The organism is Escherichia sp. Marseille-Q3837 (genome assembly GCF_916618735.1).
GTDB classification, from domain to species: Bacteria; Pseudomonadota; Gammaproteobacteria; order Enterobacterales; family Enterobacteriaceae; genus Escherichia; species Escherichia ruysiae.
The window spans coordinates 914,664-931,695 of the sequence record NZ_CAKAKC010000001.1 but is presented as its reverse complement, the minus strand read 5'-3'; the positions used below and the strand labels follow the sequence as shown (position 1 = coordinate 931,695).

The window sequence follows — 17,032 nt, the reverse complement described above, 5'->3', positions numbered from 1 at the left end:
CAGTCTCCAGTTTGTTTCAGTTAAAACGTAGTAGTGTTGGTAAATTAATGTTCTTCAGACGCCATCGACAGATAGACGATCGTCAGAACCATGAAGATGAAGGCTTGCAGCGTAATGATCAGGATGTGGAAAATGGCCCACGGCACATTCAGGATCCACTGTGACCACCACGGCAACAGACCAGCAATCAGAATGAAAATCAGCTCACCGGCGTACATGTTACCGAACAGTCGCAAACCGAGTGAAACTGGTTTGGACAGCAGGCTTACCCCTTCAAGGATTAAGTTGACAGGAATGAACGCCCAGTGATTGAACGGCTGCAGCGTCAACTCTTTCGTGAAGCCGCCGATGCCTTTCATTTTGATGCTGTAGAACAGAATCAGGATAAATACGCCCAGAGCCATCGACAGCGTCACGTTCACGTCAGCAGACGGAACTACACGCAGTGCCGGCAAACCGATCCAGTGTTCTGCGATATACGGCAGCAGATCGATAGGCAGTAAGTCCATCAGGTTCATCAGGAATACCCAAACGAAGATCGTCAGGGCCAGCGGTGCAATCAGCTTGCTTTTGCCATGGTACATGTCTTTCACGCTACCATTAACAAAGCCGATTACCAGCTCAATCGCGGTCTGAAACTTACCTGGTACGCCGCTGGTCGCCTTTTTGGCGACGCTACGGAACATAAGCAGGAACAACAGACCCAGCACCACCGAGAAGAACATGGAGTCAATATTGATTGTCCAGAAGGTGGCTGGGGGGTTTTGTGGATCCACCAGCGAGAATGTACGCAGGTCCAGCTGAAGGTTATTCAGGTGGTGTCCTATGTAATCCTGCGGCGTCATATTTTCTGAAGCCATGATGCCTTTTACCCTTTGTTGTTAATTACAGCCGGTGCCAGTATCTGAACCACCAGCACCAAAACCCACGTAACGATCAGCGGCAAGAATACCGCCTTTAAAACCGCCAACGCCACCACCAGTAACACCAACATCGCCAGAACTTTGAAAGCTTCGCCAAATGCGAATGTCCAGGCCACCCGGCCTTTCGCTGGTGTATGCGCCTGGTGACGCCAGGCAAATATCATAAACAAAACGTTAGGCAGAAAGACTGCCAGGCCTCCGCTTAATGCAGAGACGCCCCAGAAGGGGTCTTTGAGGCTGAATAGCAATCCACTTGCTATCACCACCAGTAACTGAACGAGCAGAAGCTTCCGAGCAACGTTTCGACTCACGAGCGACACAGACATCACGTTTTTCACTCCTGCTCCCTTCGAGGTATGCCGCGTGTCGTATAAAACTTTCTTTAAGGCTTAGAGTCAAGCATCAAAAAGCGGTCAAATTATACGGTGCGCCCCCGTGATTTCAAACAATAAGTAGCCAAAAGGTGAATAAATGTTTAAATATTTTTCCAGTGCATACAATTGCGACTTTTCTGCTAACCATGCCAGATCATGAAAAACTGTAAATAACGCGTAAACACTGGTGGTAAAGCGTGCTTCAGATCACAGATTGAGCATGTTCGCGCACAGCATATTTATTTACTTGGCAAATGATGCCATTGCAAGTTTCTGATATTTCAGTCTAAAAACAGATACTGTTTTCATAAATAGCATTTACACAACAAAAACCAGACATTGACATTCTTAATAAAATTTTAACAGCAAATTATGGTTCTTAGCGCCGATTTTTAGCAGACTGATATTTTCACCGATGACTTATTTTCTGCTTACCCAAAAAAGCCACGTTAGTTCATTGATGCGAAATGGTAAACGTGGCGTTAAATGTAACCAGTTATATCAGTAAAAAACCTGGTCGTTGTTAACAGTCAAACCGATAAATTTTTTATGATTTTTTTGATAAAAATTAAATTTTATTTGCTTTAATCACAACCAAATGGCGTTCGCCATCCAGAGCCGGAACCTGAAGTTTAACCACTGATTCAACCTGATATTCTGCGGGCAATAGGGCTATTTCATCTTCCGGCATTTGTCCTTTCAGCGCATAGAAACGGCCTTGCTCGCCAGGAAGATGATGACACCAGCTCACCATATCGTTCAGAGAGGCAAAAGCACGGCTAATTACACCATCAAACGGTGGCTCTGACGGAAACTCTTCTACCCTACTCTGTACCGGCTCAATGTTCTCCAGTTTCAATTCATGTTGAACCTGACGCAGGAAACGCACGCGTTTACCGAGGCTATCCAGTAGTGTGAAGTGGGCGTCAGGGCGTACGATAGATAGAGGAATGCCGGGCAGACCCGGGCCGGTGCCGACATCAATAAAACGTTCACCTTGCAGATAAGGTGCGACGACAATGCTGTCCAGAATATGGCGTACCAGCATCTCATTAGGATCGCGCACCGAAGTCAGGTTGTACGCCTTGTTCCATTTGTGCAGCATATTTACGTAGGCAATAAGCTGATTTTTCTGGTGATCGGTAAGCGAAATTCCTGCGTCTTTCAGCAGTGAGGAGAGTTTGTTGAGCACGGTGATTACCTGTTCTTGATGCGTTGCCTGGTAAGCAGGTGCTTACCAGGCATTTTTAATGCGTTATGCGCTACGACGCAGCATACCTTGTTTTTTCAGCCATACCAGCAGAATGGAGATAGCCGCAGGCGTGACGCCAGAAATACGCGAAGCCTGACCGATAGAGGCCGGTTTGTGATCGTTGAGTTTGGCGATCACTTCGTTAGAAAGACCGGATACCTGGCGGTAATCCAGCGTCGCAGGCAGCAAGGTATTCTCGTTACGCAGCTGCTTTTCGATCTCATCTTGCTGACGCGCAATATAACCTTCGTATTTCACCTGAATCTCAACCTGTTCCGCCGCCTGTTCGTCTGTCAACGCAGGGGCAAACGGTGTCAGCGTGGTTAATTTTTCATAAGTCATTTCCGGACGACGCAGCAGATCTTCACCACTGGCTTCACGGGAAAGCGGCGCAGTCAGGTGAGCATTCACTTCGGCTGCAACGTCCGCTGACGGCGTTACCCAGGTCGATTTCAGACGCTGGCGCTCACGCTCGATGTTCTCAAGCTTCTCGTTAAAGCGCGCCCAACGTTCATCATCAACCAGCCCCAGCTCACGACCAATTTCAGTCAGACGCAGGTCTGCGTTATCTTCACGCAGCATCAGTCGATATTCTGCGCGTGAGGTAAACATACGGTACGGTTCTTTGGTTCCTAAAGTGCACAGGTCATCGACCAGTACGCCAAGGTAAGCCTGGGAACGTGCAGGCGCCCAGCCTTCTTTGTCAGCAGACAGGCGAGCGGCGTTAAGACCGGCCAGCAAACCTTGTGCTGCCGCTTCTTCATAACCGGTAGTGCCATTAATTTGACCGGCAAAGAACAGACCCTGGATAAACTTGCTTTCCAGCGTCGGTTTCAGGTCGCGAGGATCGAAGAAGTCATACTCAATGGCATAACCTGGACGCACGATCTTCGCATTTTCCATCCCCTGCATGGAGCGGACGATTTGCATCTGCACATCGAACGGCAGGCTGGTGGAGATACCGTTCGGATAAATTTCGTTAGACGTCAGCCCTTCCGGTTCAAGGAAGATCTGATGCTGATTTCTGTCGGCGAAGCGCATGACTTTGTCTTCGATCGACGGACAGTAGCGTGGGCCAACACCTTCAATCACTCCGGCATACATTGGACTACGATCGAGGTTACTGCGGATCACGTCATGAGTTTTCTCGTTGGTATGGGTGATATAGCACGGCACCTGCTGTGGATGCTGCGCTGCGTTGCCCATAAACGAGAACACCGGCATTGGGTTATCGCCATGCTGTTGCGCCAGCACACTGAAATTGATGGTGCGGGCGTCAATACGCGGCGGCGTCCCTGTTTTCAGACGACCAACGCGCAGTGGCAGTTCACGCAAACGGCGAGAAAGCGGAATGGAAGGCGGATCTCCAGCACGACCACCGCTGTAATTATCCAGACCGATATGAATCTTGCCGTCAAGGAAAGTGCCTACAGTGAGCACGACAGCCTTAGCACGGAATTTCAACCCCATTTGGGTGACAGCACCGACCACGCGATCATTTTCGACAATAAGATCCTCAACCGCCTGCTGGAAGATCATCAGGTTTGGTTGATTCTCAAGTGCAGTGCGTACCGCCTGACGGTACAGCACACGATCCGCCTGTGCTCGGGTTGCACGAACCGCCGGTCCTTTGCTGGCGTTTAGTATCCTAAACTGGATACCCGCCTGGTCGATCGCTTTTGCCATCAGACCGCCGAGTGCATCCACTTCTTTTACCAGATGTCCCTTCCCAATACCGCCGATTGCCGGGTTGCAGCTCATCTGTCCCAGAGTGTCGATATTGTGTGTCAAAAGCAGAGTCTGTTGACCCATACGCGCCGCAGCCATCGCGGCCTCGGTGCCTGCATGACCCCCGCCAATGATGATGACGTCAAAAGGATCCGGATAAAACATGGTGATTGCCTCGCATAACGCGGTATGAAAATGGATTGAAGCCCGGGCCGTGGATTCTACTCAACTTTGCCTGCTTGAGAAAGACCTGGGATCCTGGGTATTAAAAAGAAGATCTTTTTATTTAGAGATCTGTTCTATTGTGATCTCTTATTAGGATCGCACTGCCCTGTGGATAACAAGGATCCGACTTTTAAGATCAACAACCTGGAAAGGATCATTAACTGTGAATGATCGGTGATCCTGGACCGTATAAGCTGGGATCAGAATGAGGGGTTATGCACAACTCAAAAACTGAACAACAGTTGTTCTTTGGATAACTACCGGTTGATCCAAGCTTCCTGACAGAGTTATCCACAGTAGATCGCACGATCTGTATACTTATTTGAGTAAATTAATCCACGATCCCAGCCATTCTTCTGCCGGATCTTCCGGAATGTCGTGATCAAGGATGTTGATCTTCAGTGTTTCGCCCATCTGTTTCGCACCGGAATTTTTGAGTTCTGCCTCGAGTTTATCGATCGCACCACAAAAAGTGTCGTATTCACGACTGCCAATACCGATTGCGCCAAAGCGTACCGCAGAAAGATCGGGTTTTTGTTCCAGCAACGCTTCATAGAAAGGAGAAAGGTTGTCCGGAATGTCTCCGGCGCCGTGGGTAGAACTGATAACCAGCCAGATCCCGGAGGCAGATAAATCTTCTAACAACGGACCATGCAGCGTTTCGGTGGTAAAACCCGCCTCTTCCAGCTTTTCTGCCAGGTGTTCTGCTACATATTCGGCACCGCCCAGGGTGCTGCCGCTGATAAGAGTGATATCTGCCATAAACCGCCACCTTTATTAAGAGTGGCGTATTGTACGCTGTGAACGCGCTGGGATCTACCTGTGGAAAAGTATGGGATTAAAAAAGCTGATCATGGCTTGATGGTACGCATGATCGGGTTCTGCAGGACGATCAGTGTTTCGGTGGACTGAATTTCATCAATTGTTTGGATCTTGTTGATAAGTACATGCTGGAGAGCATCGATCGAACGGCACATCACTTTTATAAAGATGCTGTAGTGGCCGGTTGTGTAATAGGCTTCAGTAACTTCATCAAGGCTTTCCAGCTTTGCCAGCGCGGAAGGGTAGTCTTTGGCGCTCTTTAATATAATGCCGATAAAGCAGCCTACGTCATAACCAAGCTGCTTCGGGCTGACGTCGATACGCGCACCGGTAATGATCCCCGCCTGCTTCATTTTCTCTACACGAACGTGAATCGTCCCCGGGCTGACGCCAAATTGTTTCGCCAGTTCAGCGTAAGCGGTGCGCGCATTGCCCATTAATGCTTCCAGGATGCCACGGTCCAGATTGTCGATCAGATAATTTTCCATAGGATTTTCTTATTCATATTGATGATTCATTCTATTTTAGTCTTCTTTTTTAATGAATCAAAAGTGGGTAAGGCTTTTTATTGAATGATTATTGCATGTGTGCTGGTTTTTGTTGCTTAATCATACGCAACAGGACGCAGGAGTATAAAAAATGAAAACCGCTTACATTGCCAAACAACGTCAAATTAGCTTCGTGAAATCTCACTTTTCTCGTCAACTGGAAGAACGCTTAGGGCTGATTGAAGTCCAGGCGCCAATCCTTAGTCGTGTGGGGGATGGCACGCAGGATAACTTGTCGGGCTGTGAAAAAGCGGTACAGGTAAAAGTGAAAGCTCTGCCTGATGCCCAGTTCGAAGTGGTTCATTCACTGGCGAAGTGGAAACGTCAGACGTTAGGGCAACACGACTTCAGCGTGGGCGAAGGGCTGTACACGCACATGAAAGCCCTTCGCCCCGATGAAGACCGTCTTTCTCCGTTGCACTCGGTCTATGTAGACCAGTGGGACTGGGAACGCGTAATGGGCGACGGCGAGCGTCAATTCTCGACTCTGAAAAGCACGGTAGAGGCGATCTGGGCGGGAATTAAAGCAACCGAAGCTGCGGTTAGCGAAGAGTTTGGCCTGGCACCGTTCCTGCCGGATCAGATCCACTTCGTACACAGCCAGGAATTACTGTCTCGTTATCCGGATCTCGATGCCAAAGGGCGTGAGCGGGCGATTGCGAAAGATCTTGGCGCGGTATTCCTTGTCGGGATTGGCGGCAAGTTGAGTGATGGTCATCGTCACGACGTGCGCGCACCGGATTATGATGACTGGAGCACCCCGTCAGAACTGGGCCATGCGGGTCTGAACGGCGATATTCTGGTGTGGAACCCGGTGCTGGAAGATGCGTTTGAACTTTCTTCAATGGGGATTCGCGTAGATGCTGACACGCTGAAGCACCAACTGGCGCTAACTGGTGATGAAGATCGTCTGCAACTAGAGTGGCATCAGGCGCTGCTGCGCGGTGAAATGCCGCAGACTATCGGCGGCGGTATCGGCCAGTCTCGTTTGACCATGCTACTGCTGCAACTGCCGCATATCGGCCAGGTTCAGTGTGGCGTTTGGCCTGCGGCAGTTCGTGAGAGCGTCCCTTCTCTGCTGTAATAATTTATCGCCGCCAGCGTCTGAGCAGGCGGCTTCGCATCCCGGTATCAAAACGCCAGATATGATCGAAAATGCGCATGATGCCGGGTTTGCCGTGTGCCGACATCGCCACGGCATGAAAGCGATGCTGATGTACCCGCTGCAACTCTTTCACTTTACTCGTCACGTCGTCAGGCAACCGCTGGGCGATAAAATCAGAAATCACCACCGCATCGGCGTCAAACCATTCCCGGCTTTGCAAGCGTTCCATAATGGAGCGAAAACAACTGGCAAGATCGGTGCCGCCACGAAACTGCTGGCTTAAAAAGCGAATCGCTTGTTCGATGCCTTGTGAGCCTGAAAGCTCATAACGGACAATCTCGGTGGAAAATAACATAATAAAGCAGCGCCGGTTTTCAGCGAGGGCAATGCGCATTAATGCCAGGCAGAATGCTTTCGCACACTGTTCATTAAAGCCGCCCATTGAGCCGGAAGTATCCACGCAGACAATAAACGGCCCGCGCGGCTGTTCGTCGTAATCTTTATGTACCACCGGGCGTTCGATCACTTTTTCACGCCACGATTCACCGTGCAGACGATAGGTAAGCAACTGCTTTTCCACCAGCCGACGGTAAAACTCATACTCCAGTTCAGTTATCCCAAGCGTAGCCAGTTCCGGCGGCAGAAGGCGTAAAATATCATCGCTTTGTTGCAGACCATCAACCTGCTCAGGAACGGTCGCCGGTTCGCGCACCATAGTGCGGAAGGTTTCCATCTGCGCATCGTTGCGTGGTATCGATTTGGCTTCCCGCGAACGCCCGAGCTGTTCCGCCAGGCGCTTCAGTTCCGGCTGTTCGTTAAGAAATTCACCGTATTTTACAATTAACTGATAGTCGTCGCGTTTAAGCTGACCGGCGCTCATATCCCACAGACGACCGGCTGCGGTGTTGTTTTCTGCCAGAATCGGTTCAAGCTGCCCACTTAGCGTCATGCGTTCCTGAACTTCACTCAACAGTTGTTCGCGTTCTTCTTCTAATAACTGTTGATTTAACGTCGTCGCTTGCACTATCAGACTTAAGCGCCAACGCTGGAGAAAAAGCGTGTGTAATGCCGGAGTGATCGTGCCGTTGGCATCAACCAACTGCTGGGCTTGTTTGGCCCACGGGGAATTCAGTCGATGCAGTAAGTCCAGTATCTGCGGTAGTTGCACAATAAATTGCGGCGTGGAAAGAAGCTGGCTTTGCTGATAGCACATGACCTCTTCCGTGAGCTCCTGCGGGACTCGGGCATCTTTCAGCCGACTGCGCAGCGCCTCACGCCAGCGGGGAATATCATCAGTGATTGCCGCCTTCAGTCGTGGGAATTTTTCAAAGAAGACAGCCAACTGCGGTGAGGCCAACAGAGCGATGATCATCTCTTCGATCAATCCCTCTTCGCTGACGGCCAGCATCACATTGAGCGTATCCAGTGTTAGCATTGTTGCGCCTGGCGAATCTGGGTGCCGACATCCTGTAGGCTGGCTTCAATGCGACCTAACCAGTCGCTATGGATAAACAGACATTTTTGCTGTTCGCTGAATAAGGCGTGTTGCTTGCGCCAGTCGCTTTCAAGCTCTTCCAGTTGTTGTTTTATTTCACCAGGCAGACCTTCAGCCGATGAACCGGGAAGCGCCAGCGTACTGCCTTGTAAACTCACATCGCGTACAACCAGATGTTGGGCGCTATCAACTTCCAGATTCAGTTTCTGGGCAAAGCCGATACCGTTCAGTTTGCCGCGAATTTCACCACCTTTACTCAGCCACTGTTCCAGTGCGCTACGCTCAAAAGCGATATGAACAACTTCCATATCATGCAATTTTAATGGTTTTTGCAGCAACAGGGTCAGCGTGGAAGCAGCAACGTCGGCAGGAAGTTGATATTGTGGGCGACGGCTGAACATGCCACCCTGACGAATCACCGTAAAGGCCGTTTTATCGCTTTGTTGCTGCTGGAGTTGCAGGCGACGCTGCACAATTGCACTCAGTCGCGTCAGCATTTCCTGTTGCTGCCACGCATGACTGGTCATCAATACGTCAATTTGTTGTTGAATTAAATTCAGACTTTGGGCGTCGTACCACAGGCAATCTTTCAGCAAGATGAGATCAATCGGGACAACCGCGCTGCGACCGCTAAAAAAGGCGCTGGCCTGCAATAAGCGGATCGCTTTTTTCCAGCGACGGTCGGAGACATAAGGCGCATCCGGTAATTTATCCAGTTGCTGGCGCAGCATAAAAATCAGCTCAAATACATGATCGGGCAGCGTAATTTCACCAATCTCTTTCTGCCAGCGTTCGTATTCTTCATCCGTGACCTGCAAGGATGGTGGAACGGGATTGTCGTTTTCATCCTGTTGGCTGGTCAGCATGGAGCGAAAATTCGTTTTATCCTGCACTTTATCTAACCACAGACGAATCAGCATACGGTCATATAACGCTTCCAGGCTGCTGTCTGCTTCTGGCAGTTCGTTGGAGGCCGCCACCAGCAGGCGCATAGGGATTTTTTCAACATGTGCGCCGTTGCGGAAGTGGCGTTCATTAATAGCGGTTAGTAGGGTATTAAGAATCGCTGGCCCGGCTTTCCAGATCTCATCAAGAAAGACGATTTCCGCTTCCGGCAGGTAGCCGCTGGTTAAACGCTCATAGCGGCCTTCATCTTTTAACGCCTGAATAGAAAGGGGGCCAAAAACTTCTTCCGGTGTGGAGAAGCGGGTCATCAGATATTCAAACGCGCGCGCATTCTGGAAGGCGAATTTTAAGCGCCGGGCGATTAAACTTTTAGCAATACCTGGTGGGCCAAGCAGGAATACGCTTTCACCACTTAATGCCGCTAACAAACACAGGCGGATGGCGTGGCTACGTTCATAAAGCCCTTTTTCAAGCGAACTGCTTAGACGGGAAATTCTTTCCGCTAATAAATGAGGGTGAGCCATAATGAAGTGGCGTCCTTTCGTCAAAAGTTCTGCGTAAACTGCGAGTATAGACGTTTCTTGCTGGTGGCAAAAATAGTCTCAAAGGAGGGCTATTTTTCTTTGAGCCAGGTTAATGTGGTCGCATTTAGGAGTACGATTTTGCCGTTAATCGTGCATACTGTGCGCTTTTTTGTGGGCCAAGGGACTACGCACACATTTCATATTTCAACGAAAGACTAGTCTATGAGCACTGATAATAAGCAATCGTTGCCCGCGATTACCCTCGCGGCGATTGGAGTTGTCTACGGCGATATTGGTACCAGCCCGTTATATACACTTCGTGAATGTTTGTCCGGCCAGTTTGGTTTTGGCGTTGAACGCGATGCCGTGTTTGGCTTTTTATCGCTGATCTTCTGGCTGCTAATCTTTGTGGTTTCCATTAAATATCTCACCTTCGTGATGCGGGCAGATAACGCCGGGGAAGGGGGCATACTGACATTGATGTCGCTTGCCGGGCGTAATACGTCGGCGCGAACGACATCAATGCTGGTGATTATGGGGCTAATCGGCGGCAGTTTCTTCTATGGTGAAGTTGTCATAACACCCGCTATTTCGGTGATGTCAGCCATTGAAGGTCTGGAAATCGTCACCCCTCAGCTGGATACCTGGATAGTTCCCCTCTCAATCATCGTTCTCACTTTACTGTTTATGATTCAAAAGCATGGCACTGCCATGGTCGGTAAGTTGTTTGCGCCGATTATGCTGACCTGGTTTTTGATTCTGGCGGGGCTGGGGTTACGTAGCATTATTGCCAACCCTGAAGTGTTACATGCTTTAAATCCAATGTGGGCGGTGCATTTCTTCCTTGAATATAAAACCGTTTCCTTTATTGCGTTAGGCGCGGTGGTGCTGTCGATTACCGGTGTCGAGGCGCTGTATGCCGATATGGGGCACTTTGGTAAGTTCCCTATTCGCCTGGCGTGGTTCACCGTCGTATTGCCGTCTTTGACCCTTAACTACTTTGGGCAGGGGGCGCTGCTGTTAAAACACCCGGAAGCGATTAAGAACCCGTTCTTCCTGTTGGCTCCGGATTGGGCGCTGATCCCGCTACTGATCATCGCCGCACTGGCAACGGTGATTGCCTCGCAGGCGGTTATTTCTGGTGTTTTCTCATTGACGCGTCAGGCGGTACGTCTGGGATACTTGTCGCCGATGCGCATTATTCACACCTCTGAAATGGAGTCAGGGCAAATCTACATTCCGTTTGTGAACTGGATGCTCTATGTCGCAGTCGTGATTGTCATTGTCAGCTTTGAGCACTCCAGCAACCTGGCGGCGGCGTATGGAATTGCGGTGACCGGAACGATGGTGCTGACGTCTATTCTTTCAACCACCGTGGCGCGTCAGAACTGGCACTGGAATAAGTATTTTGTTGCGCTGATTTTGATTGCTTTCCTTTGTGTCGATATCCCTCTGTTTACCGCTAACCTCGATAAACTGCTTTCCGGCGGCTGGTTGCCTCTGAGCCTCGGCACGGTGATGTTTATCGTGATGACGACCTGGAAGAGCGAGCGTTTCCGCCTGCTGCGTCGGATGCACGAACATGGTAACTCTCTGGAAGCAATGATTGCTTCACTGGAGAAATCACCGCCTGTTCGCGTTCCCGGAACCGCTGTGTATATGTCGCGTGCAATTAATGTCATTCCCTTTGCGCTGATGCATAACCTTAAACATAACAAGGTGTTGCATGAGCGGGTTATTCTGTTAACTCTGCGTACTGAAGACGCGCCATATGTCCATAACGTCCGTCGGGTACAGATTGAACAATTGTCGCCCACTTTCTGGCGGGTGGTGGCAAGTTATGGTTGGCGAGAAACGCCAAACGTGGAAGAAGTTTTCCACCGCTGCGGTCTGGAAGGATTAAGTTGCCGGATGATGGAAACCTCCTTCTTTATGTCGCATGAATCACTGATCCTTGGCAAACGCCCGTGGTATTTGCGTCTGCGCGGCAAGCTGTACTTGCTGCTGCAACGTAATGCGCTGCGTGCACCAGATCAATTTGAAATCCCGCCAAACAGGGTTATCGAACTGGGTACTCAGGTCGAAATCTAACGCCAGACGCCTCCTTTCTCCATAAGGGGGCGTTTTTTTTCATGGTTACTCACGATGTAAAACGTTTCGATGTTGATCACATTTCAGTAACGTCGTGATGGTTTTCCTTAATCAGTCGGGATTAAACTGCGGGTCAGCGAAACGTTTCGCTGATGGAGAAAAAAATGAAAAAAGGCGCCGTTCTTAATTCTGATATTTCGTCGGTGATCTCCTGCCTGGGGCATACCGATACGCTGGTGGTGTGTGATGCTGGTTTACCCATCCCCAAAAGTACAACGCGTATCGATATGGCATTAACCCAGGGTGTACCTTCTTTTATGCAGGTGCTGGGCGTCGTCACAAGTGAAATGCAGGTCGAGGCAGCCATTATCGCGGAAGAGATCAAACAACATAATCCGCAACTCCACGAAACGTTGCTCACTCACCTTGAGCAGCTGCAAAAACACCAGGGAAACACTATTGAAATTCGTTACACCACGCATGAACAATTCAAACAACAAACCGCAGAAAGTCAGGCGGTAATTCGCAGCGGAGAATGTTCTCCGTATGCGAATATCATTCTCTGTGCTGGCGTGACGTTCTGAGGCCGCCATGGAAGCATTACTACAGCTTAAAGGTATCGATAAAGCGTTTCCGGGCGTAAAAGCTCTCTCGGGAGCCGCGTTAAATGTCTATCCAGGTCGTGTGATGGCGCTGGTAGGCGAAAATGGTGCGGGTAAATCCACCATGATGAAAGTGCTGACCGGTATCTATACCCGTGATGCTGGTACGCTTTTATGGTTGGGTAAAGAGACTACTTTTACCGGGCCGAAATCCTCCCAGGAAGCCGGGATTGGGATTATCCACCAGGAACTGAACCTGATCCCGCAGTTGACCATTGCAGAAAACATTTTCCTCGGTCGTGAGTTTGTAAATCGCTTTGGCAAAATTGACTGGAAAACCATGTATGCCGAAGCGGATAAACTCTTAGCCAAACTTAACCTGCGGTTTAAAAGCGACAAGCTGGTGGGCGATCTTTCTATTGGCGACCAGCAGATGGTGGAAATTGCCAAAGTGCTGAGCTTTGAGTCGAAAGTCATCATTATGGATGAACCGACCGATGCACTGACCGATACCGAAACAGAATCCCTGTTCCGCGTTATCCGCGAACTGAAATCGCAGGGGCGCGGCATTGTCTATATTTCCCACCGTATGAAAGAAATCTTCGAGATTTGCGATGACGTTACCGTTTTTCGTGACGGGCAATTTATTGCCGAGCGCGAAGTAGCGTCACTGACTGAAGATTCGCTGATTGAGATGATGGTGGGACGTAAGCTGGAAGATCAGTATCCACACCTGGACAAAGCGCCGGGAGACGTCTTACTGAAAGTCGATAATCTCTGCGGACCTGGCGTTAACGATGTCTCTTTTGCTTTACGCAAAGGCGAAATTCTTGGCGTCTCTGGTTTGATGGGCGCAGGTCGTACCGAACTGATGAAAGTGCTCTATGGCGCCCTGCCGCGCACCAGCGGTTACGTCACCCTGGATGGTCATGAGGTCGTTACCCGTTCGCCGCAGGATGGCCTGGCAAACGGCATTGTGTATATCTCTGAAGACCGTAAACGCGACGGTTTAGTGTTGGGCATGTCAGTAAAAGAGAACATGTCACTGACCGCGCTACGCTACTTCAGTCGCACAGGTGGTAGCCTGAAACATGCGGATGAGCAGCAGGCGGTCAGTGATTTTATCCGTCTGTTCAACGTCAAGACGCCGTCGATGGAACAGGCAATAGGCCTGCTTTCTGGGGGAAATCAGCAAAAAGTGGCGATTGCCCGTGGCCTGATGACGCGTCCTAAAGTGTTGATCCTTGATGAGCCTACCCGTGGCGTAGATGTCGGCGCGAAAAAAGAGATCTATCAACTGATTAACCAGTTCAAAGCCGATGGTTTGAGCATCATTCTGGTGTCATCGGAAATGCCAGAAGTATTAGGCATGAGCGATCGCATTATCGTCATGCATGAAGGGCATCTCAGCGGGGAATTTACTCGAGAGCAGGCCACTCAGGAAGTGTTAATGGCTGCCGCTGTGGGCAAGCTTAATCGCGTGAATCAGGAGTAAAAAAATGACAACCCAGACTGTCTCTGGTCGCCGTTATTTCACGAAAGCGTGGCTGATGGAACAGAAATCGCTTATCGCTCTGCTGGTGCTGATCGCGATTGTCTCGACGTTAAGCCCGAACTTTTTCACCATCAATAACTTGTTCAATATTCTCCAGCAAACCTCGGTGAACGCCATTATGGCGGTCGGGATGACGCTGGTTATCCTGACGTCAGGCATCGACCTGTCGGTCGGTTCTCTGTTGGCGCTGACTGGTGCAGTTGCTGCATCTATCGTCGGCATTGAAGTCAACGCGCTGGTGGCTGTCGCTGCCGCTCTCGCGTTAGGTGCGGCAATTGGCGCGGTAACCGGGGTGATTGTGGCGAAAGGTCGCGTCCAGGCGTTCATCGCTACGCTGGTTATGATGCTTTTACTGCGCGGCGTGACCATGGTTTACACCAACGGTAGCCCGGTGAATACCGGATTTACTGAGAACGCCGATCTGTTCGGCTGGTTTGGTATTGGTCGTCCGCTGGGTGTTCCGACGCCAGTCTGGATCATGGGGATTGTTTTCCTCGCGGCCTGGTACATGCTGCATCACACGCGTCTGGGACGTTACATCTACGCGCTGGGTGGTAACGAAGCAGCAACGCGCCTTTCTGGTATCAACGTCAATAAAATCAAAATCATCGTCTATTCTCTTTGTGGTCTGCTGGCATCGCTGGCCGGGATCATTGAAGTGGCGCGCCTCTCCTCCGCGCAACCTACTGCGGGGACTGGCTATGAGCTGGATGCTATTGCTGCGGTGGTTCTGGGCGGTACGAGCCTGGCGGGCGGAAAAGGTCGCATTGTTGGGACGTTGATCGGCGCATTAATTCTTGGCTTCCTTAATAATGGGTTGAATTTGTTAGGTGTTTCCTCCTATTACCAGATGATCGTCAAAGCGGTGGTGATTTTGCTGGCGGTGCTGGTAGACAACAAAAAACAGTAATAACGACTACAGGACATCTTGAATATGAACATGAAAAAACTGGCTACCCTGGTTTCCGCTGTTGCGCTAAGCGCCACCGTCAGTGCGAATGCGATGGCAAAAGACACCATCGCGCTGGTGGTTTCTACACTTAACAACCCGTTCTTTGTATCGCTGAAAGATGGCGCGCAGAAAGAGGCGGATAAACTTGGCTATAACCTGGTGGTGCTGGACTCCCAGAACAACCCGGCGAAAGAGCTGGCAAACGTGCAGGACTTAACCGTTCGCGGCACCAAAATTCTGCTGATTAACCCGACGGACTCCGACGCAGTGGGTAATGCTGTGAAGATGGCTAACCAGGCGAACATCCCGGTTATCACTCTTGACCGCCAGGCAACGAAAGGTGAAGTGGTTAGCCACATTGCTTCTGATAACGTACTGGGAGGCAAAATTGCGGGTGATTACATCGCGAAGAAAGCTGGCGAAGGTGCAAAAGTTATCGAACTGCAAGGCATTGCCGGTACATCCGCAGCTCGTGAACGTGGTGAAGGCTTCCAGCAGGCCGTTGCTGCTCACAAGTTTAACGTTCTCGCTAGCCAGCCGGCAGACTTCGATCGCACCAAAGGTTTGAACGTCATGCAGAACCTGCTGACCGCTCACCCGGATGTGCAGGCTGTGTTCGCGCAGAATGATGAAATGGCGCTGGGCGCACTGCGCGCGCTGCAAACTGCCGGTAAATCGGATGTGATGGTCGTCGGATTTGACGGTACACCGGATGGCGAAAAAGCGGTGAATGATGGCAAACTAGCAGCGACTATCGCTCAGCTACCCGATCAGATTGGCGCTAAAGGCGTCGAAACCGCTGATAAAGTGCTGAAAGGCGAGAAAGTTCAGGCTAAGTATCCGGTTGATCTGAAACTGGTTGTTAAGCAGTAGTTTTAATCAGGTTGTATGACCTGATGGTGACATAAATACGTCATCGACAGATGAACGTGTAATATAAAGAAAAGCAGGGCACGCGCCACCCTAACACGGTGGCGCATTTTATGGACATCCCGAATATGCAAAACGCAGGCAGCCTCGTTGTTCTTGGCAGCATTAATGCTGACCACATTCTTAATCTTCAATCTTTTCCAACTCCAGGCGAAACAGTAACCGGTAACCACTATCAAGTCGCATTCGGCGGTAAAGGCGCGAATCAGGCTGTGGCAGCAGGGCGTAGCGGCGCGAATATCGCGTTTATTGCCTGCACGGGAGATGACAGTATTGGTGAGAGCGTTCGCCAGCAGCTCGCCACTGATAATATTGATATTTCGCCGGTCAGCGTGATCAAAGGCGAATCGACAGGCGTGGCGCTGATTTTTGTTAATGGTGACGGCGAGAACGTCATTGGTATTCATGCAGGGGCTAACGCTGCCCTTTCCCCGGCGCTGGTGGAAGCGCAACGTGAGCGTATTGCTAACGCGTCGGCATTATTAATGCAGCTGGAATCACCACTCGAAAGTGTGATGGCGGCGGCGAAAATCGCCCATCAAAATAAGACTATCGTCGCGCTTAACCCCGCTCCGGCTCGCGAATTACCTGATGAATTGCTGGCGCTGGTGGACATTATTACGCCAAACGAAACTGAAGCAGAAAAGCTCACCGGTATTCGTGTTGAAAATGATGAAGATGCGGCGAAGGCTGCGCAGGTACTGCATGAGAAAGGTATCCGTACCGTACTGATTACCTTAGGAAGTCGTGGCGTGTGGGCTAGCGTGAATGGCGAAGGTCAGCGCGTTCCTGGATTCCGGGTTCAGGCTGTCGATACCATTGCTGCCGGAGATACTTTTAACGGCGCGTTAATCACGGCGTTGCTGGAAGAAAAACCATTGCCTGAGGCGATTCGTTTTGCTCATGCTGCCGCTGCGATTGCCGTAACGCGCAAAGGCGCACAACCGTCAGTACCGTGGCGTGAAGAGATCGAAACATTTTTAGACAGGCAGAGGTGACG

General features: G+C 50.4%; 15 protein-coding genes. 7 read left to right on the top strand and 8 right to left on the bottom strand.

Annotated elements, in window-relative coordinates; translation table 11 throughout:
* Nucleotides 1–44 precede the first annotated feature (44 nt).
* From atpB to asnC, 6 genes are all read right to left on the bottom strand, one after another.
* Nucleotides 45–860 (bottom strand): F0F1 ATP synthase subunit A, encoded by an 816-nt coding sequence (gene atpB, locus LG381_RS04410; protein WP_000135622.1) that lies wholly within the window; start codon nt 858–860, stop codon nt 45–47.
* A gap of 8 nt (nt 861–868) precedes the next feature.
* Nucleotides 869–1,249, bottom strand: coding sequence for a F0F1 ATP synthase subunit I (gene atpI, locus LG381_RS04405; protein WP_000116699.1), 381 nt, complete (start codon nt 1,247–1,249; stop codon nt 869–871).
* Nucleotides 1,250–1,865: 616 nt separating this feature from the next.
* A complete protein-coding gene (gene rsmG, locus LG381_RS04400) occupies nt 1,866–2,489 on the bottom strand; it encodes a 16S rRNA (guanine(527)-N(7))-methyltransferase RsmG (RefSeq protein WP_000932852.1) in 624 nt (207 codons plus the stop codon).
* A gap of 63 nt (nt 2,490–2,552) precedes the next feature.
* Nucleotides 2,553–4,442, bottom strand: coding sequence for a tRNA uridine-5-carboxymethylaminomethyl(34) synthesis enzyme MnmG (gene mnmG / locus LG381_RS04395; protein WP_085461489.1), 1,890 nt, complete (start codon nt 4,440–4,442; stop codon nt 2,553–2,555).
* 378 nt (nt 4,443–4,820) lie between these two features.
* The gene (gene mioC / locus LG381_RS04390) at nt 4,821–5,264 is read right to left on the bottom strand and encodes an FMN-binding protein MioC (RefSeq protein WP_000763736.1); all 444 of its coding nucleotides are present in this window, start codon (nt 5,262–5,264) and stop codon (nt 4,821–4,823) included.
* 89 nt (nt 5,265–5,353) lie between these two features.
* Entirely contained in the window at nt 5,354–5,812 is a 459-nt protein-coding gene (gene asnC, locus LG381_RS04385; protein WP_000432970.1) for a transcriptional regulator AsnC, read from the bottom strand.
* A 151-nt stretch (nt 5,813–5,963) separates the two neighbouring features.
* Here asnC and asnA point away from each other — a divergent pair, with 151 nt between their 5' ends.
* Nucleotides 5,964–6,956 carry an aspartate--ammonia ligase gene (gene asnA / locus LG381_RS04380; RefSeq protein WP_000845136.1) on the top strand — a complete coding sequence of 331 codons (993 nt, stop codon included), beginning with the start codon at nt 5,964–5,966 and terminating at the stop codon, nt 6,954–6,956.
* Nucleotides 6,957–6,960: 4 nt separating this feature from the next.
* Here asnA and viaA read toward each other — a convergent pair whose 3' ends face one another.
* On the bottom strand, nt 6,961–8,412 hold the full coding sequence (viaA, locus tag LG381_RS04375) for an ATPase RavA stimulator ViaA (protein WP_225762069.1): 1,452 nt from the start codon (nt 8,410–8,412) through the stop codon (nt 6,961–6,963).
* On the bottom strand, nt 8,406–9,902 hold the full coding sequence (ravA, locus tag LG381_RS04370) for an ATPase RavA (RefSeq protein ID WP_225762068.1): 1,497 nt from the start codon (nt 9,900–9,902) through the stop codon (nt 8,406–8,408). The genes viaA and ravA overlap by 7 nt, the downstream gene beginning before the upstream one ends.
* A 222-nt stretch (nt 9,903–10,124) precedes the next feature.
* On the opposite strand from ravA, the gene kup reads away from it, so the two are divergent.
* The 6 genes from kup to rbsK all read left to right on the top strand — a co-directional run bounded on the left by kup (nt 10,125) and on the right by rbsK (nt 17,030).
* A complete protein-coding gene (gene kup, locus LG381_RS04365) occupies nt 10,125–11,993 on the top strand; it encodes a low affinity potassium transporter Kup (RefSeq protein ID WP_225762067.1) in 1,869 nt (622 codons plus the stop codon).
* Between the two features lie 164 nt (nt 11,994–12,157).
* Entirely contained in the window at nt 12,158–12,577 is a 420-nt protein-coding gene (rbsD, locus tag LG381_RS04360; RefSeq protein ID WP_032226881.1) for a D-ribose pyranase, read from the top strand.
* Between the two features lie 7 nt (nt 12,578–12,584).
* Nucleotides 12,585–14,090, top strand: coding sequence for a ribose ABC transporter ATP-binding protein RbsA (rbsA, locus tag LG381_RS04355; protein WP_000387776.1), 1,506 nt, complete (start codon nt 12,585–12,587; stop codon nt 14,088–14,090).
* 4 nt (nt 14,091–14,094) lie between these two features.
* The gene (gene rbsC, locus LG381_RS04350) at nt 14,095–15,060 is read left to right on the top strand and encodes a ribose ABC transporter permease (RefSeq protein WP_000211858.1); all 966 of its coding nucleotides are present in this window, start codon (nt 14,095–14,097) and stop codon (nt 15,058–15,060) included.
* 24 nt (nt 15,061–15,084) lie between these two features.
* Nucleotides 15,085–15,975, top strand: a complete 891-nt coding sequence (gene rbsB / locus LG381_RS04345; RefSeq protein ID WP_001056273.1) for a ribose ABC transporter substrate-binding protein RbsB — start codon at nt 15,085–15,087, stop codon at nt 15,973–15,975.
* A gap of 125 nt (nt 15,976–16,100) precedes the next feature.
* A complete protein-coding gene (gene rbsK, locus LG381_RS04340) occupies nt 16,101–17,030 on the top strand; it encodes a ribokinase (RefSeq protein WP_225762967.1) in 930 nt (309 codons plus the stop codon).
* Nucleotides 17,031–17,032: the final 2 nt, after the last annotated feature.